This is a genomic window from Epibacterium sp. HA2-3 (assembly GCF_055693725.2).
Genome location: NZ_CM172490.1, coordinates 2,191,247 through 2,207,641 on the forward strand (window position 1 = coordinate 2,191,247; position 16,395 = coordinate 2,207,641).

17 protein-coding genes and 1 riboswitch are annotated in these 16,395 nt (G+C 65.0%); of the genes, 15 read left to right on the forward strand and 2 right to left on the reverse strand.

The annotated features are described in order from the left end of the window. The first annotated feature begins 53 nt into the window (after positions 1 to 53). From cobN to cobJ, 5 genes are read left to right on the forward strand one after another with little or no spacing between them, the layout of a single operon-like run. Positions 54 to 3,299 carry a cobaltochelatase subunit CobN gene (gene cobN, locus ACZ1HH_RS10275; protein ID WP_472636576.1) on the forward strand — a complete coding sequence of 1,082 codons (3,246 nt, stop codon included), beginning with the start codon at positions 54 to 56 and terminating at the stop codon, positions 3,297 to 3,299. Then, positions 3,296 to 4,456, forward strand: a complete 1,161-nt coding sequence (gene cobG, locus ACZ1HH_RS10280) for a precorrin-3B synthase (protein ID WP_472636577.1) — start codon at positions 3,296 to 3,298, stop codon at positions 4,454 to 4,456. Before cobN ends, cobG begins: the two co-directional genes overlap by 4 nt. 1 nt (position 4,457) lies before the next feature. Next, positions 4,458 to 5,087: a precorrin-8X methylmutase gene (locus ACZ1HH_RS10285; RefSeq protein WP_011539533.1), complete on the forward strand. Its 630-nt coding sequence runs from the start codon at positions 4,458 to 4,460 to the stop codon at positions 5,085 to 5,087. 16 nt (positions 5,088 to 5,103) lie between these two features. Further along, complete coding sequence (locus ACZ1HH_RS10290) at positions 5,104 to 5,835, forward strand: precorrin-2 C(20)-methyltransferase (RefSeq protein WP_416368908.1); 732 nt, start codon at positions 5,104 to 5,106, stop codon at positions 5,833 to 5,835. Then, positions 5,832 to 6,653 carry a precorrin-3B C(17)-methyltransferase gene (gene cobJ, locus ACZ1HH_RS10295; protein WP_472636578.1) on the forward strand — a complete coding sequence of 274 codons (822 nt, stop codon included), beginning with the start codon at positions 5,832 to 5,834 and terminating at the stop codon, positions 6,651 to 6,653. Before ACZ1HH_RS10290 ends, cobJ begins: the two co-directional genes overlap by 4 nt. On the opposite strand, the gene ACZ1HH_RS10300 is transcribed toward cobJ, so the two are convergent. After that, a complete protein-coding gene (locus ACZ1HH_RS10300) occupies positions 6,650 to 7,411 on the reverse strand; it encodes a cobalt-precorrin-6A reductase (RefSeq protein WP_472636579.1) in 762 nt (253 codons plus the stop codon). The genes cobJ and ACZ1HH_RS10300 overlap by 4 nt on opposite strands. Here ACZ1HH_RS10300 and cbiE point away from each other — a divergent pair. The 10 genes from cbiE (at position 7,410) to cobF (ending at position 14,980) form a co-directional block, all read left to right on the forward strand. Then, positions 7,410 to 8,618: a precorrin-6y C5,15-methyltransferase (decarboxylating) subunit CbiE gene (gene cbiE / locus ACZ1HH_RS10305; protein WP_472636580.1), complete on the forward strand. Its 1,209-nt coding sequence runs from the start codon at positions 7,410 to 7,412 to the stop codon at positions 8,616 to 8,618. The two genes, ACZ1HH_RS10300 and cbiE, sit on opposite strands and share 2 nt — an antisense overlap. Next, positions 8,615 to 8,977: a cobalamin biosynthesis protein gene (locus tag ACZ1HH_RS10310; RefSeq protein ID WP_416368912.1), complete on the forward strand. Its 363-nt coding sequence runs from the start codon at positions 8,615 to 8,617 to the stop codon at positions 8,975 to 8,977. Before cbiE ends, ACZ1HH_RS10310 begins: the two co-directional genes overlap by 4 nt. Beyond that, on the forward strand, positions 8,974 to 9,768 hold the full coding sequence (gene cobM, locus ACZ1HH_RS10315) for a precorrin-4 C(11)-methyltransferase (protein WP_472636581.1): 795 nt from the start codon (positions 8,974 to 8,976) through the stop codon (positions 9,766 to 9,768). The genes ACZ1HH_RS10310 and cobM overlap by 4 nt, the downstream gene beginning before the upstream one ends. Before the next feature lie 129 nt (positions 9,769 to 9,897). Beyond that, a complete protein-coding gene (locus tag ACZ1HH_RS10320; protein ID WP_472636583.1) occupies positions 9,898 to 11,214 on the forward strand; it encodes a cobyrinic acid a,c-diamide synthase CobB in 1,317 nt (438 codons plus the stop codon). After that, positions 11,211 to 11,948 (forward strand): uroporphyrinogen-III C-methyltransferase, encoded by a 738-nt coding sequence (gene cobA / locus ACZ1HH_RS10325; RefSeq protein WP_472636584.1) that lies wholly within the window; start codon positions 11,211 to 11,213, stop codon positions 11,946 to 11,948. Before ACZ1HH_RS10320 ends, cobA begins: the two co-directional genes overlap by 4 nt. Further along, on the forward strand, positions 11,945 to 12,328 hold the full coding sequence (locus ACZ1HH_RS10330) for a DUF1636 family protein (protein WP_472636585.1): 384 nt from the start codon (positions 11,945 to 11,947) through the stop codon (positions 12,326 to 12,328). The genes cobA and ACZ1HH_RS10330 overlap by 4 nt, the downstream gene beginning before the upstream one ends. Positions 12,329 to 12,419: 91 nt before the next feature. Next, positions 12,420 to 12,633, forward strand: a riboswitch (cobalamin riboswitch). Between the two features lie 39 nt (positions 12,634 to 12,672). After that, positions 12,673 to 12,843 carry a CbtB domain-containing protein gene (locus ACZ1HH_RS10335; protein ID WP_084789030.1) on the forward strand — a complete coding sequence of 57 codons (171 nt, stop codon included), beginning with the start codon at positions 12,673 to 12,675 and terminating at the stop codon, positions 12,841 to 12,843. Positions 12,844 to 12,847: 4 nt separating this feature from the next. Further along, positions 12,848 to 13,546 carry a CbtA family protein gene (locus tag ACZ1HH_RS10340; protein WP_472636586.1) on the forward strand — a complete coding sequence of 233 codons (699 nt, stop codon included), beginning with the start codon at positions 12,848 to 12,850 and terminating at the stop codon, positions 13,544 to 13,546. A gap of 105 nt (positions 13,547 to 13,651) precedes the next feature. Then, positions 13,652 to 14,143, forward strand: coding sequence for a hypothetical protein (locus ACZ1HH_RS10345; RefSeq protein ID WP_011539544.1), 492 nt, complete (start codon positions 13,652 to 13,654; stop codon positions 14,141 to 14,143). 72 nt (positions 14,144 to 14,215) lie between these two features. Continuing rightward, positions 14,216 to 14,980, forward strand: a complete 765-nt coding sequence (gene cobF, locus ACZ1HH_RS10350; RefSeq protein ID WP_472636587.1) for a precorrin-6A synthase (deacetylating) — start codon at positions 14,216 to 14,218, stop codon at positions 14,978 to 14,980. 223 nt (positions 14,981 to 15,203) lie between these two features. Here the strand turns inward: cobF and kynU are convergent, their stop codons facing one another. Next, positions 15,204 to 16,394: a kynureninase gene (gene kynU / locus ACZ1HH_RS10355; protein WP_472636588.1), complete on the reverse strand. Its 1,191-nt coding sequence runs from the start codon at positions 16,392 to 16,394 to the stop codon at positions 15,204 to 15,206. Between the last annotated feature and the right edge of the window lies 1 nt (position 16,395).

Here is a 16,395-nt window from a genome sequence, read left to right on the forward strand (position 1 = left end):
CCATACAGGGTCTGACGCTGCCCTCTCCGATTTGAACGAAGCGGACCACCCTCATGCACGTCGTCTTCCGCGAGAGCCACGGACTCGGAGAAACAGACACCCCCTATGACGTCGGGCAGACCCCTGGCGATCTGGTGGTGCTGTCGTTCTCCGACAGTGACCTTGGCGCCTTTGCGGCAGGCTGGCACCGCGCGGCGGGCAAATTGCCCTCGACCCGGCTCGCAAATCTGGTCGCGCTCAAACATCCGCTCTCGGTGGATGTCTACGCCGAGCAAACCCTCGAAGGCGCCAAAGGCGTCTTGGTGCGTCTGATTGGTGGCGAGAGCTACTGGTCCTACGGTCTGGCGACGCTTCAGGACCTGGCCCGGCGCAAGGGCATTGCGCTTGCCGTCCTGCCTGCCGACGGTCGGGAAGATCCCCGCCTTGACGAGCTCTCGACCCTGCCGATCTCGACCCTGCGCCGTCTTCAGGCGCTCTGCGATGCGGGCGGGGCCGTGGCCGCGCAGGCCGCGCTGGCGCAACTGGCACTGGCGTCGGGGCTCTATGCGAGCCCCGTGATTGGTCAAAAGACGGTGCCGGATTTTGGCTATTACGATCCCGACGAGGGCGCGCTCAGCGCCCTACCCAAGACCCATAAGCCCTTGGTGCTGGTGACGTTTTATCGCTCCTATCTGACCTCCGCTGATACGGCTCCGATCGATGAAATCCTGCGGGGATTGCGCGCGCGTGGCTATGCGGCTTTTGGTGCTTTCGCCCCCAGCCTCAAAGCCCCCGCCGCTGTCCAATGGCTACGGGCAGAGCTTTCGCAGCGCGCGCCGGTTGCGATCATCAATGCCACCGCGTTTTCGGCGCAGGGGCGCGATGGCAGCGCCTCGCCCCTGAGCCTTGTAGGATGTCCCGTCTTCCAGGTCGCGCTCTCGACCGCGCGACGCAAGGACTGGGATCTGGCGGACCGGGGCCTCTCGCCTGCGGATCTGGCCATGCATGTGGTGCTGCCGGAAGTGGACGGCAGGCTCTTTGCAGGAGTGGTCAGCTTCAAGGCGCCGACAAAACGCGACCCGGATCTGCAATACTCTCGCTTCACCCATCGCGCCGATCCCGAACGCATTTCCGCAGCACTCGACCGGATCGAGGCGCATCTCAGGCTGGCACGACAGGCGCGCGCCGAGACACGCCTTGCGCTGGTGCTTTCGACATATCCCGGACGCGACTACAACCTCGCCCATGCGGTCGGGCTGGATGCGCTCGCCTCTACCGCAGAGATCCTGAGCGCCTTGGCCCGGGATGGCTATGACGTCGCCCCTGAGGCGGACCTCGGCGCGCGTCTGTCCGAGGACACTCTGACCTGGCCCCTCTCGGAGTATATCGCGGCGCTCCACAAGCTGCCCGAAGCCTTGCGCGATGACCTCAAGGCCGCATGGGGGGCGCCCGAACAGGATCCAGCCGTACGCGATGGCGTCTTCCATTTTCGCGCGCTGCGGGCCGGCAAAGCGCTGATCGCGCTGCAACCGGAACGCGGCGACGTGCAAGCCCGCGATGACGACTATCACGACCTCGAGCGCACGCCCTGCCATGGGTATGTTGCTTTCTACCTTTGGCTTCGTGACCAGGTGGATGCGCTTGTGCATGTGGGGGCACATGGTACGCTCGAATGGTTGCCGGGCAAGGCCGTGGCACTTTCTGGGGCCTGCTGGCCCGAGGTGCTCGCGGGGGATCTGCCCGTGATCTACCCCTTCATCGTCAACGACCCGGGCGAGGCCGCACAGGCCAAGCGCCGGATCGGTGCGCTCACCCTCGGCCATATGCCGCCGCCGCTGGCTGAAACCACGCTGCCAGCCGGAATGGGACGGCTCGAGAGCCTGCTGGACGAGTATTCCACCGCCGATGGTCTTGATCCGGCGCGCCGCGATCGGCTCATTGCCGACATCCGCGCCGAAGCCCAAGGCACCGGCGTCGAAGAGGATCTCGGCATCCCCACCGAGGCCTCTGCCGCAGAGGCCATCACCCGCATTGACCGCTTTGTCTGCGACATCAAGGAAAGCCAATACGGTGAGGGGTTGCATGTCTTTGGGCGCGGGGCGCATGGCGCCGAGGAAATGCAGGGCCTGTTGCGCGCGCTTCGGGGCAAGCTGGTGGCACCGGGGCCGTCCGGGTCGCCCTACCGCGGGCGCTCGGACGTGATGCCCACCGGGCGCAACCTCTTTACCACCGATCCCCGCGCGGTTCCGTCGCGGGCGGCGCAGGCGCAAGGGGTCAAACTCGCCGAAGAGCTGTTGCGCCGCCATCTTCAGGATCATGGCGATTGGCCCTCGGGGTTGGTTGTCGATCTCTGGGGCTCTGCCACCATGCGCACCGCGGGCGAGGAATTCGCCATGGCGCTGCATCTTGCGGGCCTTGCGCCGCAGTGGGACGAAGGCTCCGAGCGAGTTTCAGGTTTTGAGGTCATCCCGCTGGCGCTTTTGGGGCGGCCCCGCATTGACGTGACCCTGCGCGTCTCGGGCCTCTTTCGTGATGTCTTTCCGGGTCTTGCGCAAATGTTCGAGGCCGCCGCCGCCGCCCTCGGTGCGCGCGAAGAAGACCCAGGCGACAACCCCTACCTTCAGACCACGCCGCGTGTCTTTGGTCCCAAACCGGGTCTCTACGGGCTGGGGATGACGCAGCATCTGGATGACTACTCCGACGAGGCCCGCGCGGCGGCTGGCGAGGCGTGGCTTGCGGCCTCTTCCCACGCGATCGATGCCAAGGGAGAGATCACCGAGGCACGCGACGCCTTGGAAAAACGCCTGCGCAACGCGGACAGTTTCGTGCATCTTCAGGATCTTGCAGAGACGGATGTGCTGGTGGCTTCTGACTATGCCGCCCATGAGGCGGGCTTTGCAGCGGCGATGAAGCGGCTTGGGGCAAAAGCGCCCTCGCTCTATCACATGGACGCAACCCGCATGGACCGCCCACAGGCGCGCAGCCTGCAAGAAGAAATCGCTCGCGTGACCCGCGCCCGGGCTGCCGATCCGCATTGGGCCACCTCGATGATGAACCACGGGTTTCGCGGCGCGGCAGAGATTGCGGCAACGCTCGATCACATGGCCGCTTTTGCGCATCTTGCGCAGGTGGTGCCCGCGCATCTCTTTGACCTCTATTTCGAGGCCACTCTTGGGCGTGAGGATCTGGTGGCGTTTCTGGAACGCGAGAACCCCGCCGCGCTGCAGGCGATGTGGGATCGCTTTCGCGCCCTGCGCGATGCCGGTCTCTGGGTGACGCGACGCAACTTCATTCTGGCCTCACTGGAGGGCGCGGCATGAGCGCCCCTGCGCCCAAAGTCTATGGCTGGTGCCCCGGTGCGCTCAGGCCGATGATGTCCGGTGACGGGCTTGTGGTGCGCATTCGCGCGCCTATGGGGCGGCTCTCGCCGGAGCAGGCCGGGGCGGTGGCAGAACTTTCCGCGCGGTATGGCAATGGCCTCCTTGACCTTTCGGCACGGGCAAACCTGCAGATGCGCGGCATCCAAGAGAGCGATCACCCGAACCTCATTGCAGCGCTGCAGGATTTGGGCCTTGTAGAAGCCGACGCCAACGCCGAAGCGCGGCGCAATATCCTGCTCACCCCCTTCTGGCGCAGCGGCGACCGGAGCCACCAGATCGCGCAGCGTCTTGCCGCGCTTCTGTCCGACGCCACAACCCTCGACCTGCCCGGCAAGTTTGGATTTGCAGTGGATGCAGGCGAGGCGCCCGTCTTGCAAGCGACCGCTGCCGACATTCGCATCGAAGGCGACGGCGACCGCCTCATGCTGCGCGCTGATGGCGCAGATGTGGCGCTTGAGGTCACTGAGACTGAGGCCGCGACTCAGGCCCTCGCGCTTGCCCGCTGGTTCCTCGAGCAAGGCGGCGCGTCCGAGGGTCGAGGCCGGATGCACGCGCTGATTTCGCGCCGCGGCGCCCCCGACACGCATGGCGCAGATGTGGCCAAGGGTGCCCCCCTGCCTGCCCCCGGCCTTACCAGAAACGGAGCGCTCGTGGCCCTCGAGTTTGGCCAGATCCACGCAACGACCCTCGCGGCGCTTGCCAAACACAGTGCCTTGCGCCTCACGCCGTGGCGCATGATGCTGGTCGAAGACGCCCAAGACATCGCGCCCCTGCCCGGCCTCATTCTGGGTGCAACAGATCCGCGCCTGCAAGTGAGCGTCTGCACCGGCGCGCCCGGATGCCTGCAGGCGCTTTCGCAAACCCGCGACCTTGCCCGTGATCTCGCACCGCATCTGCAGGCGGGCACCCACCTGCACGTCTCCGGCTGCGCCAAGGGCTGCGCCCATCCCCAGCCTGCCGATGTGACCCTGACCGCCACCGGCACAGACCGCTTTGATCTCATCCGCAAGGGCCGCGCCAGCGACGCCCCCTTGCGTTCCGACCTCACTGCGCGCACCCTGCGCGCCGCGCCGCACATCCTGACGAAAGACACCTGACATGCTGCACACCTATGAAACCGACGGCGCCAAGATCTATGCCGAGAGCTTTGCGACCATCCGCGCAGAGGCCAATCTGGCGCGGTTCACCAAGGATGAAGAGGTCGTGGCCGTGCGCATGATCCACGCCGCAGGCATGGTCGGGCTCGAAGAGCACGTGCGCTTTTCCGAGGGCATGGCCAAAACCGCCCGTGCCGCGCTGGCAGACGGCGCGCCGATCCTATGTGATGCCTACATGGTTTCAGAGGGCATAACCCGCCCGCGCCTGCCTGCGGACAACGAGGTGATCTGCACTCTGCGCGACCCCAAGGTTCCTGAGATGGCGCGTGAGATGGGCAACACCCGCTCTGCCGCCGCGCTGGAGCTTTGGCGCCCCAAACTCGACGGCGCAGTGGTCGCCATCGGCAATGCGCCAACTGCGCTGTTTCATCTTCTGAACATGCTCAAGGACCCCGCTTGTCCGCGTCCCGCAGCGATCATCGGCTGCCCGGTGGGCTTCGTCGGCGCGCGTGAATCCAAGGACGCCCTGATGGAGGACCTGCCTGTGCCGTCGATGATCGTCGAAGGACGTCTTGGTGGGTCTGCCATCACTGTGGCAGCGGTCAATGCGCTTGCCTCCTGGAAAGAATGACGGGGAAGGATCGATCATGAACGTGCCCCAATCCGGCAAAATCATCTGTGCGGGCCTCGGTCCTGGCGACCCGGAGCTGATGAGCGTCAAAAGCTGGCGCGCCCTGCAAGGCGCGACCCATGTGGCCTATTTCCGCAAGGCAGGCCGCGCCGGACAAGCCCGCGCCATCGTCGAGGGCCTCTTGCCTGCGGGCGTCACCGAATACCCAATGGAATACCCGGTCACCACAGAGATCCATTTCTCCGACCCGGAATATAACCGCCAGCTTGCTGCCTTTTATGACCAATGGGCCGACACATTGGCCGAGATCGCAGCCACGCAAACCGTGGTGGTGCTGTGCGAAGGCGACCCGTTTCTCTATGGATCGTTCATGCATCTGCATACCCGGCTGGAAGGACGCGCCGAGGTCGAGATCATCCCCGGCATCACCGGCATGTCAGGTTGCTGGACCGCCACCGGTCAGCCGATCACCTGGGGCGATGATGTCCTGACGGTCGCGATGGCGACGCTGTCCGAAGACGAACTGACCCAGCGCATCCGGCAGACCGACGCGCTGGTCGTCATGAAGATCGGCCGCAACCTGCCCAAGCTGCGCCGCGCACTCGAGGCTGCCGGCCGGTTGCAGGACGCTTGGCTTGTGGAGCGCGGCACCATGCCGGCCCAGACGGTGCAAAAGCTCACCGATGTCGACGGCGAGGTACCGTATTTCTCTATCGTGATCCTGCACGGAGAAGGACGCCGCCCATGAGTGACACCCCAAAAGGCTGGGTGGTGATTGCAGGCCTTGGCCCCGGCGCCGAGAGCATGGTGATCCCCGAGGTCCAGGACGTGCTGGCCGAGGCCACCGATGTGGTCGGCTACATCCCTTATGTAAAACGCATCCCGCCGCGCGCGGGGCTGACGCTTCATGCCAGCGACAACCGGGTTGAGGTCGACCGCGCCACCCAAGCGCTAGAAATGGCCGCAGCGGGACAACGCGTGGTGGTGGTCTCTTCCGGCGATCCGGGTGTCTTTGCTATGGCATCAGCGGTGTTTGAGGCGCTCGAAGAAGGCGCGAAGACGCAGCCTGCGTGGCTCAACCTCGAGATCCGCGTGCTGCCCGGCATCACCGCCATGCTCGCTGCGGCCGCTGCGATTGGCGCACCTCTGGGGCATGATTTTGCCGCCATCAACCTCAGCGACAACCTGAAACCCTGGGAGCTGATCGAGCGCCGGTTGCAGCTTGTGGGCGAAGCGGGGCTGGCGATGGCGTTTTACAACCCGCGCTCCAAATCCCGCCCGCATCAGTTCGAGCGCGCGCTGGAGGTGCTGCGCGCGGCCTGCGGGGACGACACGCTCATCAGCTTTGCCCGCGATGTCACAAAACCAGGGCAAGAGATCCTGACCGTGCCGCTCCGCGATGCCCGCCCCGAGATGGCGGACATGCGCACCGTCGTAATCGTCGGCAATCGCGACACCCGGCGCGTCGGCTCTTATGTCTACACCCCGCGGTTTGCACCCGGACACCAGCCTGGACACCAGCCCGCTCATCACCCAGCCGCCAACACCGCCACAAAGGACGCTTAAGCCCCGTGGTCAAGCCAGCGCATCACCTCTGCTACCGAGCCCAGCACCTCCCGTGCGGCTCCCTCGGGCCGGTCGATCATAATGACCGGCAACGCAAGACTGCGCGCGGCGCTGAGCTTGGCTTCGGCCCCCGCGCCGCCCGCGTTCTTGGCGACCACATGGGTGATCCGATGGCTGCGCATCAGAGCCTCATCCCCTGCCGCATCAAAGGGGCCGCGCGCCACAACCACCGTGGCCTTGGGCAGGCTCAGCGCGTCCTCGGGCGCATCGACCAGCCGCAGCAGATAGTGGTTCTCGGGCTTTACCGCAAACGCCGCCACATGCTGCTTGCCAATTGCAAGAAACACCCGCGCGCCGGCCTCGGGCAAGGCCGCCACGGCCCCCGCCATATCGCGTACATGGGTCCAATGATCGCCCGGCTGCGACTGCCAGGCGGGGCGTTCAAAGGCCACCAGTGGCACACCTGCCTCGGCGCAGGCCTGGGTCGCGTTGAGGCTCATCTGCGCGGCAAAAGGATGTGTGGCGTCCACGACATGCGTGATCTCTTCGCGCTCGAGATAGGCGACCAGGCCGGGCACGCCCCCAAAGCCGCCAATCCGGCAGGGCAACGGCTGCTGCGCCGGGCGCGCGGTGCGGCCTGCGTAGGAAAACACCGCCTGACGCCCGGCCACCGGATCGTCACGGACCCAGCTCTGCGCCAGGTGCTGAGCCAATCGCGACGCCTCGGTGGTGCCGCCCAGAAGCAGAAGTTTTCTCATGTCTGATCCTCTGACAAAGGGCCCCTCGCGCCCATGGCTCACCCTGATCGGGCTTGGCGAAAATGGCCTTGATGGGCTCTCGGATGCAAGCCGATCCGCACTCTCTAGGGCGGAAATCATTATCGGAGGGCCCCGCCATCTGGATCTGGTAGGCGCAGGCACACGCGGCCAATGCTGGCCTGTGCCCTTTTCCACCGCGCCGGTGCTGGCTGCGCGCGGGCGCCCCACGGTGGTGCTCGCCTCTGGCGATCCGTTCTGGCACGGCGCCGGGGGCAGCCTTCTGCGTGATCTGGAGCAGTCTGAATGGGTCTCGCACCCGGCGCCCTCCTGTTTTGCACTTGCGGCAAATGCCCTCGGCTGGAAGCTTGAAGACACGCTATGCCTTGGCCTTCATGCTACGCCCTTTGCGCGCCTGCGGCCGCTTTTGGAGGCGGGCCAGCGGGTCCTTTGTACCCTGCGGGATGGTGCCGCCGCTGCGGAACTTGCGGCCTATCTTTGCGAAATTGGGTTTGGCGCCAGCTCCCTCACCGCTCTGGAGCGCCTTGGCGGACCACACGCACGCATCCGGCACACCACCGCCGCGGGGTTTGACCTTCCTGAGGTCGACGCGCCCGTGCTGGCTGCAATCGACGCCCGGGGCCAGGGGCTGCCGCAGGCCTCCGGCCTTGAGGATACGCTCTTTGCCAGCGACGGGCAGATCACCAAACGCCCTATCCGGGCGCTGACCCTCTCGGCGCTTGCGCCGCGCAGAGGCGCGCATCTGTGGGACATTGGCGGCGGCTCTGGCTCGGTATCGGTGGAATGGTGCCTTGCTGCGCAAGGGGCCACGGCAACCACCTTTGAAGCGCGCGCAGACAGGCTCGAAAACATTCGCCGCAATCGGCGCGATTTTGGCCTTGAGCATCGCCTGACCCCGGTAGAGGGCCGTGCGCCCGACGTCCTGAAGAACCAACCTCTGCCCGATTGTGTCTTTATCGGGGGCGGCGGCTCGGAGGCGTTACTGGATTACCTCTGGCAGATCCTGCCGCAAGGCACGCGCCTCGTCGCCAATGGGGTCACGCTGGAAACGGAGACTCTCCTGATGCAGGCCCACGCGCGCCGTGGAGGCCATTTGCTGAAGGTGGAGATCGCCGAAGCGGGCCCCTTGGGCACACTGCGCGGATGGGACCGCGCGCGCCCCGTGATCCAATGGAGCGTGACCCGATGATCGTTGCAGGCTTTGGCTTTTCAAACCGCGCCTCTGAGGCCAGCCTTGCCGAGGCTTTTGCCGCATTGGACAGGCGCCCGGATTGGGTGGCCGTTTTGCGCAACAAAGCCAAGAGCCCGGTGTTTCGCGCCTTTGCCCTTGCAGAGGGGCTGCGTGTGGAACCCCTCGAGGAGTATCAGATTTCCGGGGCCCAGACCCCGACCCTTTCGCCGCGCATCCACGCGCGGTTTGACACCGGATCTGTCGCCGAAGCCTGCGCCCTTGTGGCTGCGGGCAAACACGCGCGCCTGATCCAAAGACGATTTGTGACCACGGATGGGCTTGCCACCGTGGCGCTTGCGGAGACAATAGCAAGATGACCGTTCATTTTATCGGTGCCGGACCCGGCGCCGCCGACCTCATTACCCTGCGCGGGCGTGATCTGATCGCGGCCTGCCCTGTGTGTCTTTATGCAGGCTCCCTGGTGCCCGAAGCGCTCCTGAGCCATTGCCCCGAGGGCGCCAAGATCATCAACACGGCCCCCTTGTCGCTGGATGAGATCATGGGAGAAATCGCAAGCGCCCATGCCCAAGGCCATGACATCGCCCGGCTTCACTCAGGTGATCTGTCGGTCTGGTCGGCGATGGGCGAGCAGCTGCGCCGGCTGCGCGATCTCGACATCCCCTATGACATCACCCCCGGTGTCCCAGCCTTTGCCGCAGGGGCTGCCGCACTTGGCACCGAGCTCACGCTGCCGGGCGTGGCGCAATCGCTTGTGCTCACCCGGACGTCCGGGCGTGCCTCTGCCATGCCCGAGGGCGAGACGCTGGAGAACTTTGCCGCCACCGGCGCCACCCTTGCAATTCACCTCTCGGTGCATGTGCTGGACGACGTGGTGGCCCGGCTCACACCCGCCTATGGCGCGGACTGCCCGGTGGCGATCGTCTGGCGCGCCAGCTGGCCGGATCAGAAGATCGTCAAAGCCACGCTCGGCACCGTCATCGAGGCCACGGACGGCGTTCGCGGACGCACGGCACTGATCCTCGTCGGGCGCGCCCTCGGCGCGGAGGATTTTGCGGAAAGCTGCCTCTATGGCGCGGAATATGACCGCCGCTATCGTCCGCAAAGTGCCGACAGCCCCTGGTCGGAATGGAGCGAAGGCGATGATTGATCGCATGATGTGGGCCACCAAGGACAGCGCCCGAGCTTGGGTGCGGGCGCAAGCGCCCTCCCGCGCAGAGGGGCGCACGCTGACCGGCTCGACGACCGGGCAAGAGATCTCAGGACATGAGGTAACGAAATGACCACCTTCCCCAAAGGTCTGATGATCTCCGCGCCCTCCTCCGGCACCGGCAAGACCACTGTCATGCTGGGCCTTCTGCGCGCGCTCAAGGACGATGGCCTGACCGTCCAGCCGTTCAAAAGCGGGCCGGATTATATCGACCCGGCCTTCCACCTTGCTGCCGCCAGACGGGCGTCCTTCAACCTTGATACATGGGCCATGGATGACACGCTGCTCGACGCTGTCACCACACAAGCCCAAGGCGCGGACATCTGCGTCGGCGAAGGGTCGATGGGGCTCTTCGACGGAGTCGCCACCCGCGGTCAGTCCGGCTTTGGCTCCTCTGCAGAAACCGCGCTCAGGATGGGCTGGCCGGTGGTGCTGGTGATTGATGTGGGCGGTCAGGCGCAGTCGGCGGCGGCCACCGCGCTGGGGTTCAAGATGTATAACCCCGATCTGCCCTTTGCCGGAGTGATCCTGAACCGGGTCGCGAGTCCCCGTCACGACCGGCTTACCCGGCTTGGGATGGAGCGGGCGGGCGTCAAGGTGCTGGGCTCCCTGCCGAGACGCGGCGATCTGGCGCTGCCCGAACGCCATCTCGGCCTCATTCAGGCGGTTGAACACCCCGATCTTGAGGCCGCAATCGCCGGCTATGCGGCCTTCTTGCGCGAAAACGTCGACATTGACGCGATCCGGGCGGTGGCCAGCTCCGCCGCAGCGCCGGCCCCTCGCGCCCTGCCGCGTCCGCCCGCACAACGCATCGCACTGGCGCGTGATGCGGCGTTTTCCTTTACCTATCCGCATCTTCTCGAGGGTTGGCGCGCCGCCGGAGCAGAGATCCTGCCCTTCTCGCCGCTCAACAATGAAGCCCCCGCCAAGGACGCCGATCTGGTCTGGCTGCCCGGGGGCTATCCCGAGTTACACGGCTCCACCCTCGCCGCAGCCGACACCTGGCGCAAAGGCATGGCAGAGCACGCAAAGACCAAACCGGTGCATGGCGAATGCGGCGGCTACATGGCCCTTGGCGAGGCCTTGATCGACAAGGACGGCACGCGGCACCAGATGGCGGGGCTCCTTGGGCTTGTGACATCCTATGAAAAGCGCAAGTTCCACCTCGGGTATCGCCGCGCAGCGCTAGAAGCGCCGATGCCGGGCTTTGACAGCGGCGCGTTTCTGCGCGGACATGAGTTCCATTATTCGACCATCCTCGATGAGCCAGACGCCCCACTGGCCCGGGTGATGGACGCCGACGGCAACCCGGTGCCCGAGACCGGCTCCGTCAAAGGCCATGTCACCGGCACGTTCTTTCACCTCATCACCGGAGAGCAGCCATGAGCGGGTTTGTCAGTTTTGTGTCCTCCGGGCCGGGCGATCCCGAGCTTTTGACCCTCAAGGCGGTCAAGCGGCTGGAGGCGGCTGACGCGGTACTGTTTGATGATCTGTCCTCCGGGCCGATCCTTACCCATGCGCGCGCGGATGCGGATATGGTCGGCGTCGGAAAACGCGCCGGACGCCCCTCGCCCAAGCAAGACCACGTCAGCCAGCTCTTGGTGGAATACGCCCAGTCCGGCGCCCATGTGGTGCGTCTGAAATCGGGCGATTCAGGTGTATTTGGGCGCCTCGAAGAAGAAATGGTGGCGCTGCGCGCCGCTGGCATCAAATACGAGATCATTCCCGGTGTCACCGCCGCCTCGGCAGCCGCTGCGGCGGCGGGTATTCCGCTCACGCGGCGGCTGACGGCACGGCGCCTGCAGTTTATCACGGGCCATGACGTGACCGGCGGCCTGCCCGAGCATATGAACCTCACCGCTCTTGCAGACCCCGAGGCCACAACCGTGGTCTACATGGGCAAACGCACCTTTGCGACTTTGCTTGAGCTGCTTCTTGAGGCAGGCCTGCCAGAGACCACACCGGCGCTGGTGGCACTTGGGGTCTCGACCCCCGCCCAAGAGCTGCACCGGGTGACAGTGGCCGCCCTGCCGGACCTCCTGGAGACCATCACCTCCCCCGCGCCAGTGTTGATCCTTTATGGCCCCTTGGCCGACGATGACGCGCTCGTGTCGCAATGACCGCACCGGTGATCTCGCTGTGCCGGACCTGCCAAGATGCCGATCCCGCGCTGCTGCCCCAATTGGCAGCGGCGCTGCGGGAGGCTCATCCAAGGGCCCTGCTGCAATCGGTTGACTGCATGTCGGGTTGTGCACGCCCGCAGACCCTCTCGGTGCGCCAAAGCGGCAAGACGGCCTATCTCTTTGGGGAGATCACAGCAGCGGACCTACCGGATATACTCAGGTTTCTGCGGCTCTACGAGGCAAGCGCCGATGGCACCTTCACGGATGCGCGCCCAATTGGCGAGCTGAGGTTCAAAGCCATCGCGCGCATCCCTGCTCCCCTGCCCGAAACTACTGCCGCGTCACAAACTGGCTCCACCGCCTCTCCCGAGGAGTGAGGCTGCCAGTCAAAGACCACCTGCGTGATAAAATGCCGCGAATGCGCGCTTCAAGGGCGGTTTCATGCTTGACCGATCGCGCGCCCGCGCCGCATTGTCGACGGCATACGGTGTCCCAGAGCGCAAAGCGCCGGGACTGAAACGGGAATGAGGAACGGCGGACCCAATCGCGGCGCCAAAGCCTCAACCGCCCCCGCGACTGTGAGCGGTGAGCGACATTCAGCATCCACTGGCCGCTGGGCCGGGAAGGAGAATGATCGCCGCGACCCGCGAGTCAGGAGACCGGCCGTATGAAACGAGGACAGTGAATGTGTCGTCGGGTGTGACGACACGGAGGACGAATTATGACGACCAAGACGCTCAACACGACCGCTTCTGCCAGCCAGATCATCCCGGTTCTTTTCGCCGTGGTACTGGGTCTGGGGATCATCACCGTGACCGGCCATGTGCAGGCCTCCACCCTGCATGATGCTGCGCATGATGTGCGCCACGCGACCGGCTTCCCCTGCCACTAAGCAGATGTTCGCACGCATTTTGACCGGCGCGTTGTTCGCTGGTGCTGCAGCGGGGCTGATTGCCGCCCTTCTGCAGCTTTTCTTCGTGCAGCCGGTGCTTTTGCATGCCGAACTCTATGAATCGGGCGCGCTTGTGCATTTCGGCGGCGAGACCGTATCCGCCCATCCCGAATTGCCGGGTATCTTTGACGAGCCGATGCGCAATTTGCTCAGCATCCTCTTCACCATGCTGATTTACACTGGCTACGCGCTGATCCTGGTGGCCTTGATGTCGGTTGCGGAGCGGCAAGGCCATGAAATCCGCACCGGACAGGGCCTGCTGTGGGGATTGGCTGGCTTTGTGGCGCTTCACTTTGCGCCCGGTTTTTCGCTCGCACCAGAAGTGCCCGGCGTTGCCGCCGCCGATGTGGGCGCCCGTCAGATCTGGTGGGCCGCCACAGTGGCGAGCGCAGGTGTTGCAATGTGGCTGATCGCTTTTGGCGGTAATCTGGTGGCCTATGTGGTGGCCGCGCTCTTGTTGATGGCGCCGCATGTGATCGGCGCGCCGGAGCCCGAGACCTTTGCCGGTCCGGTGCCCACCGAGATCGGCGCCCTTTTTGCGGCGCGCGCCTTGGGGATCGGCATGGCGGCATGGGCGTTGCTCGGCGTGTTCTGTGCCTATTTCTGGCAGACCGAAGCCGCACATGCGGATGCCAACACTTAGGCGGTCCTCCAGGCTGTCCCCGCTGCGTCATTGCATGCAGCGGGGACAGCCTGCGAGACTGCGCTGCAGCCTCAAATACGTTTACTTTCCGGAGAATGACCTTCCATGTCCCGTTCGCTTGCTCTGTTTGCCATTGGCCTTGTGTTTGGGGGCGGTATCGGATTTCTGACCGCCGCAGGAAACGGCGTCACCCTGGATGGGCATGATCACTCTGATCCTGCGCACCACGGTGGCGGATCCGGCGTGGCCACGCACGACCATTCCGCACTGGTGAATTCCCCCTCTGGTCCAGAGGCGCCCTCGGTCGAGATCCACGTCACGCCCGACGCGATGTCCGGTTGGAACCTGCAAGTGGAGACCAAGAACTTTCGCTTCGCCCCGGAGCATGCCTCGGGGGCCGATCAACCCGGCGAGGGCCATGCACATGTCTATGTGAACGGCGAGAAGATCACGCGCCTCTACGGGTCCTGGCTGCATCTTGCGGCCTTGCCCGAAGGCGAGACCGAGGTGAAAGTCTCTCTGAGTTCCAACAGCCATGGCACCATCGCCGTCGACGGCGTGCCGGTCGAGGCGCGCGTTGTGGTGAGTGCCCCCTGATGGGGCACTCTTGACCTCTTTGCGCGGGCGTCCCATTGCGGGGCGACGGATTTAACGGATGGAGAGCCTTCTATGCTCCAGCTCAGCCTGATCGGGATCGGCACCGGCAACCCCAAGCACCTGACCCGCGAGGCGATGGAGGCAATCTGCGCGCAGGATTTGATCCTGATACCCAACAAGGGCGCAGGCAAGGACGACCTTGCCGGGCTGCGGCAAGCGATCTGCGCCGATGTCCTGGCGGGCGCGGCATCGGCGCCCAAGATCGTCGAATTCGACCTTCCCGTGCGTGATCCGGCCACTCCGGATTACCGCCAGCGGGTCGAGGACTGGCACGACGCCATCGCAGAGGTTTGGCAGGCCACACTCGCTGCACATCTCCCCAAAGGCGGGCAAGCCGGGTTTCTGGTTTGGGGCGACCCCTCACTCTATGACAGCACCATGCGCATTGCCGAGCGTCTTGGTCGGCGCATGGAAATGCAGATGCGGGTGATCCCCGGCATCACCTCGGTGCAAGCGCTGACGGCGGCGCATGGGGTGCCCCTCAACCGGATCGGCGCGCCCGTGCAGATCACCACCGGACGCCAGCTCCGCGATGCGGGCTGGCCCGCGGGCTGTGACACGTTGGTCATCATGCTGGATGGGGAGTGCTCGTTCCAGAGCGTCGACCGTCCCGCACAGGTCATGATCCACTGGTCCGCCTATGCGGGAATGGAAAACGAGATCAATATCGCCGGGCGTCTCTCCGACGTGCAGGACCAGATCCTGTCAGTGCGCGCCCGCGCACGGCGCGATCATGGCTGGATCATGGATATCTACATGCTGGAACGCCTGCGCTGACCCCCGCCATTTTTCGTGACGCACGGCGGTTCATTCCAGATCCGCGTCCCTGACAGTCGCGGCGGCACCCAACGGGACGACCCAGCGCTGCAGCCTGTCCAAAGGACAGGCTGCCCGGCCCAACCCCAAGCGGAGACTTGCGCCAGCAAGGGTCTGCACGGGGGCGGGAGCATCCCCGCCCGGCCGCAACGCTTTATTGTTCCGAAGGGTGTGCCATCGCAGGTCAGGTCACGCGCGAGCGCACCTGATACTTGGGATCTTTCCAACTCTCTCGCTTCATCACATCCTCAAGGATCTCGGCGGCTTGCACCACATCCGCCTGATCGAGATAGAGCGGTGTGAAACCAAAGCGCATGATGTTGGGCGCGCGGAAATCGCCGATGACGCCGCGATCAATCAACGCCTGTACCACCGCATAGCCATCCTCAAAGGCAAAGGAGACCTGCGACCCTCGCAGCGCTGCCTCTCTGGGGGAGGCAAGCGTCAGTTCCGGGCAGCGGGCCTCGACTTCGGCAATGAACGTCTCGCACAGGGCCACGGACGCGCCGCGGATCTCTTCCATCGAGACCCCGTCCCAAACATCCAGTGCCGTATCAAGGATCGAGAGCTGCACAATCGAGGGCGTGCCAACGCGCAGACGCTCCGTGGTCATCGCCGGACGATAATCGGGCTCCATCGCAAAAGGCGCATCATGACCAAGCCAGCCCGCAAGCGCAGGGTCCACCTCAAGCACAATGTCGGGCCGCGCATAGATAAAGGCAGGCGCACCGGGTCCCCCGTTGAAATACTTGTAGGTGCAGCCCACCGCGAATTCTGCATTGCAGGCCGTCAGATCCACCGGCAGCGCGCCTGCGCTATGGGCGAGGTCCCAGATCATCACCGCGCCGTTCTGATGCGCGCGTGCTGTCATCTCCATCATGTCGTGACGGCGGCCAGAGCGATAGTCCACCTCCGTCAGCATCACCACCGCCACATCATCGGTGATCGCATCCGCGACCTCTTCTGGGGCAACGGTGCGCAGTTCATAGTCCTTGCCGATGGTGGAGATCAGCCCCTGCGCCATGTAGAGATCGGTCGGAAAATTGCCCGTGTCCGACAGGATCACCCGGCGCTCGGGGCGCATCTTGAGCGCCGCCGCAAGCGCCTGATAAACCTTGATCGAAAGCGTATCGCCCGTGGCCACGCTGCCCGGTGCTGCGCCGATGAACCCCGCGATACGATCGCCCACTTTTTGCGGCAGCGCCATCCAGTCGGCGGTGTTCCAGGCCTTGATCAACTGTGTACCCCATTCCTGGGTCAGCACCTTGGCGGCCCGCTCTGCCGCGCCCTTTGGCAGGGGGCCAAGCGAGTTTCCATCGAGATAGATCATGCCCTCGGGAATATCGAAGAGGTGTTTTTTGGGCAGGTGTGTCATG